At 63.8% G+C, this 4682-nt stretch carries 8 protein-coding genes; 7 read left to right on the top strand and 1 reads right to left on the bottom strand.

The features are described 5' to 3' along the window. Positions 1 to 82: 82 nt before the first annotated feature. Positions 83 to 403, bottom strand: coding sequence for a FliO/MopB family protein (locus AC1P6P_RS09110; protein ID WP_481402126.1), 321 nt, complete (start codon positions 401 to 403; stop codon positions 83 to 85). Between the two features lie 143 nt (positions 404 to 546). On the opposite strand from AC1P6P_RS09110, the gene flgB reads away from it, so the two are divergent. The 7 genes from flgB to AC1P6P_RS09075 form a co-directional block, all read left to right on the top strand. Beyond that, positions 547 to 963: a flagellar basal body rod protein FlgB gene (flgB, locus tag AC1P6P_RS09105; RefSeq protein WP_481402125.1), complete on the top strand. Its 417-nt coding sequence runs from the start codon at positions 547 to 549 to the stop codon at positions 961 to 963. 37 nt (positions 964 to 1000) lie between these two features. After that, entirely contained in the window at positions 1001 to 1411 is a 411-nt protein-coding gene (flgC, locus tag AC1P6P_RS09100; protein ID WP_481402124.1) for a flagellar basal body rod protein FlgC, read from the top strand. An 8-nt stretch (positions 1412 to 1419) separates the two neighbouring features. Beyond that, positions 1420 to 1737, top strand: coding sequence for a flagellar hook-basal body complex protein FliE (gene fliE / locus AC1P6P_RS09095; protein ID WP_481402123.1), 318 nt, complete (start codon positions 1420 to 1422; stop codon positions 1735 to 1737). Positions 1738 to 1747: 10 nt separating this feature from the next. Next, positions 1748 to 2011, top strand: a complete 264-nt coding sequence (locus AC1P6P_RS09090) for a flagellar biosynthetic protein FliQ (RefSeq protein WP_481402122.1) — start codon at positions 1748 to 1750, stop codon at positions 2009 to 2011. Between the two features lie 21 nt (positions 2012 to 2032). After that, positions 2033 to 2800 carry a flagellar biosynthetic protein FliR gene (gene fliR / locus AC1P6P_RS09085; protein WP_481402121.1) on the top strand — a complete coding sequence of 256 codons (768 nt, stop codon included), beginning with the start codon at positions 2033 to 2035 and terminating at the stop codon, positions 2798 to 2800. 9 nt (positions 2801 to 2809) lie between these two features. Continuing rightward, positions 2810 to 3886 carry a flagellar biosynthesis protein FlhB gene (flhB, locus tag AC1P6P_RS09080; RefSeq protein ID WP_481402120.1) on the top strand — a complete coding sequence of 359 codons (1077 nt, stop codon included), beginning with the start codon at positions 2810 to 2812 and terminating at the stop codon, positions 3884 to 3886. 64 nt (positions 3887 to 3950) lie between these two features. Continuing rightward, on the top strand, positions 3951 to 4682 hold a 732-nt coding region (locus tag AC1P6P_RS09075; RefSeq protein ID WP_481402119.1), incomplete at its 3' end, for a nucleoside hydrolase.

Raw genomic sequence — 4682 nt, 5'->3', positions numbered from 1 at the left:
GCGGCGACATGGCTGGCGGCATGGGCCGCACCCGGAAGCATGACGACGACCAGCGCCGCAACGATTATAAGAAGACGGCGGATCATGGCGCGGCGTCCGTTTTCGCAGCGGGCTTGACGACCGGTTCGACGATCGCTTTCGGCGGTGCGCTAAAGCCGGTCTCGATCACATTGGCGCCGGTGGCGGTGATCATCACCAGATGCTCGACATCATCGCGGCGGATGATCGCCAGCTTCTGGCGCGGCGACAGCATCAAGGTTTCCACAATGTGAATCCGGCGCAGCGCGGCGGGCTTGGCCAGGCCCGGCAGGCCGAACTTGCGGGTGGCAAGGCCGGCGGCCCCGATCAGGCCGAGAACCAGCAAGAGGGCGGCGAAATAGCGGGCAAAGTCGAGCGCATCCATGCGCGCATGAAAGGCCCATCAAGCTTAATCGGGCGTTAATGCCGGGACGTTTTTGCCCGGCAGCTTTTTCCCGTTGTGTTAATCGCGGCTTAATTTGTTCGCGGCATCCTCTCTGGCGTAACGATTGGGTAAAAGCGCGCGCCATGGCGACCGGCGACATTCCATTGCTGTCGATGCTCAAAGACCGCATGAGCTGGCTGTCTCATCGCCAGGACGTGCTGTCGCAGAACGTCGCCAGCGCCGACGTGCCCGGCTACACGCCGAAGGACCTCAAGGCGCAGGACTTCTCGAGCACGCTGCATGCGTCGCTGGCCCAGTTCCAGTCGGCCTCGACGCTGACCACCACCAATCCGCGCCACATCGCGATTTCGGCGCCGCACAATTCCTTCACCACCAAGGACACGCCCGATATCGCGGCTCCGGCCGGCGGCAACTCGGTGTCGCTCGAAACCGAAATGATCAAGGTGGCCGACACCCAGGCGCAATACCAGGCGGCGGCCAACATCTATGCCAAGACGATCTCGATGATGAAGACCGCGATCGGTCGGGGCGGCGGTTGATCGTGGCAGCTGATACGCGAATGATACGGAGCTGAAGATGGATTTCTCGACTTCCATGAAAGTGGCGGCCGCCGGCCTCAAGGCCCAGTCGGACCGCATGAAGACGATCGCCGAGAACATCGCCAACGCCAATTCCGCCGCCTCGACGGCGGGCGGCGAGCCCTATCGGCGCAAGATTCCCACGATGACCTCGAGCTTCGACCGCGAACTCGGCGCCGAGGTGGTGCGCAGCGCGACACCGGCCGCCGATCGCAGCGATTTCCGTACCCAATACGATCCCGGCAACCCGCTCGCCGACAAGCAGGGCTACGTCAAGCTGCCCAACGTCAACAGCCTGGTCGAAATCATGGACATGCGCGAAGCCCAGCGTTCCTACGAGGCCGACCTGACCGTGATCGACGCCACCAAGGCGATGCTGTCGCGCACCGTCGACCTCTTGAAGAAGTGAGCTGAACCATGGCCGTGCTTCCCGCCGCCGCCGCTGCCGCCTACCAGTCCGTCGCCTCGATGGGCTCGAGCACCGCCTCCACGGCGGCGACGAGCGCCCAGGCCGGTGCCGGCAGCTTCGGCGACTTCCTGACGGATGCGATGAAGGATGCCGTTTCGACCATGAAGACCGGCGAACAGGCCGCCACCAATCACCTTTCCGGCAAGGCCGACATCGTCGACGTCGTCAACGCCGTGAACCAGGCCGAAATCACCCTCGATACCGTGGTCGCCGTGCGCGACAAGGTCGTCGCCGCCTACCAGTCCATCATGAACATGCCGATTTGACGGGGAGAGTATGTCCGGTCCCGAAGCCATCGATTTTGCACGGTCGTCGATCTACGTGCTGCTGGAAGTCATCACCCCCGCGATGCTGACCGCGCTGGTGGTCGGCCTTGCCATCGGCCTGTTGCAGGCGTTGACCCAGATCCAGGAAGCCACCCTGGTGTTCGTGCCCAAGATCATCGCCATCTTCGTGGTGCTGCTCATCTCGCTGCCGTTCGCCGGCGCCGCCATGGGCGGACTGTGGAACGACATCACGCAGCGCATCGCCGCCTATTAACGTTACTGGAGTAGGCGCGTCATGACGATCACCCTGCCGACCTTGTCCGGAGCGGTGCTCGTCTATCTGCTGGTATTCGCCCGCACCGGCGCCATGGTGATGCTGTTGCCGCCGATCGGCGACGCCAATGTTCCCGTGCGCGTACGCCTGATGGTTGCCCTCGCCATTGCCGTCGCGCTGGCCCCCACCGTCTCGGGCGCTTATCCGCAAACGGCCCCCGCCAACACCGCCATGCTGGTCGCGCTGATCGCCCAGGAAATCACCGTCGGCATCCTGGTCGGCACCCTGGCGCGCGTCATCATGAGCGCGATCTCGGTCGCCGGCACCATCATCGCCGCCCAGACCGGCCTTTCCTATGCCGAAGCGCTCGATCCCACCAGCCACGGCCAGCAGGGCGCGGTGATCGGCAACTTCCTCTCCATTCTGGCGGTGGTGATGATCTTCGGCGCCAATCTGCATCATCTCGCCATCGGTGCCGTCGCCGGCTCCTATCACCTGATCCCGCCGGGAACCTCGCTGCCGACCGGCGATATGGCCGAAATGGCGATCCGCATCGTTTCGGGTGCATTCAGCCTCGGCTTCCAGCTTGCCGCCCCCTTCATCGTGTTCGGCTTCGCCATCAATGCCGGCTTCGGCATCCTGGCGCGGATGATGCCGCAATTGCAGGTGTTCTTCATCGTCACCCCGCTCAACGTCATGGTCGGCTTCGTCGTCCTGACGCTGCTGATCGGCACCATGATGACCTTGTTCCTCAATTTTTACGGCGCCCAGATGGGGACGTTCCTCTAGGGGCAAGCCATGGCTGACGATCGCGACGAATCCCAGCAGACCGAAGAACCGTCGCAACGCCGGCTCGAACAGGCGCGCGAACAGGGCGACATCGTTTCGAGTCAGGAAGTCACCACCTTCATCCTGCTGCTCGGCGGCACCCTGGCGGTGGCGATCTTCGCCAAGTCGGCCTCGCAGGAATTAACCGGGCTGTTCCGCGCCTTCCTCGCCAACCCCGACCAGATCAGCATCGATCCCGGCACACTGCAGGGGCTGATGGGCCACCTGATGATGAAGCTCGGCGTCATCATCGGCCCGATGCTGGGACTGATGATGGTGTCGGGCGTCGCCGCCAATGTCATCCAGCACCGTCCGACGCTCAGTTTCGAGAAGATCAAGCCGAACCTGTCGAAGCTGTCGCCGATGAACGGCTTCAAGCGCATGTTCGGCATCGAAGGCCTGATGACCATGGTCAAGGGCCTGATCAAGATCGCCATCGTCGGCGCCGCCATCTGGACCCAGCTGTGGCCCGAGCGCGGCACGCTGGAATCGATGCTGACGCAATCGCCGGTCGCGATCGCCTCCGACATGAATCACCTGTGGTTCAAGCTGATGGCGGCGACGCTGGCGGCAATGGCGGTGATCGCGCTGGGCGACTACCTGATGCAGCACTTCCAGTTCATCAAGCGCAACCGGATGAGTAAGCAGGAGGTCAAGGAGGAGTACCGCCAGACCGAAGGCGATCCGATGGTCAAGGGCCGCATCCGTCAGATCCGCATGGAGCGCGCCAAGAAACGCATGATCGCCGAAGTGCCGAAGGCGACGGTCGTCATCACCAACCCGACCCACTACGCCGTCGCGCTGAAATACGAATCCGGCAAGACCATGGCGCCGGTCTGCGTCGCCAAAGGCGTCGATGCGCTGGCCTTGCGCATCCGCGAGAAAGCCAAGGAGCATAACGTACCGGTGGTGGAAAACCCGCCGCTCGCCCGCGCCCTCTACGCCACCGTGGAAGTCGACGAGGCGATTCCGGTCGAACACTTCAAGGCCGTCGCCCAGGTCATCGGCTACGTCATGAAGCTGACCGGGAAAATGCGGGCGAACTGATCTGCCGCAGTTGCCTTGGGCGAACCCGTGCGGCAGGGTCGGTGCGATTTCTGGCGGCGGACCCATGCGGCTCATCATCGATACCGACACAGCCGGCGACGACTGCTTTTCCATCCTGGTGGCGGCGGCGCAGCCGGACGTCACGCTCGAAGCGGTGACGATCTGCAATGGCAACATCGCTTTCCCGCAGCAGATCGAAAACGCCCTGAAAACGCTGGAGATCGCCGGCCTTGGCGGCCAGGTGCCGGTCTATCCCGGCTGTCCCAAGCCGCTGCTGCGTGAGCACGTCAACGCCGCCTACGTGTTCGGGCCCGACGGCATGAGCGGCGCCCACTTCGCGCCCACCGTGCAGCGCCCGGAACCGCGCCATGCGGTGGATGCCATGATCGAACTCATCATGGCCAATCCCGGCGAGATCAGCCTGATCGCCCAGGCGCCGCTGACCAACATCGCGGTCGCCGCCACCATGGAGCCGCGCATCGCCGGAGCCCTGAAGCATCTGTGGATCATGGGCGGCACCGACAACGGCATCGGCAACGTCACCCCGGCCGCCGAGTACAATTTCTATGTCGATCCCGAAGCCGCCGCGATCGTGTTCAACGCCGGCTTCGACATTTCGCTGGTGAGCTGGACGCTGTCCCTCTCCGCCAGCCTGATGACCGAAGCCGATCTCGCCGAGGTCGCGGCGATGAAGACGGTGAAATCCGACTTCTTCACCACCGTCAACGCCGCCCAGGTGCAGTTTTCGCGCGACCATTACGGCCATGCCGGCACGGTGCATCCCGATGCCCTGACC

Source organism: Rhizomicrobium sp., assembly GCF_056722145.1.
This window is presented reverse-complemented; position numbering and strand designations above follow the sequence as displayed.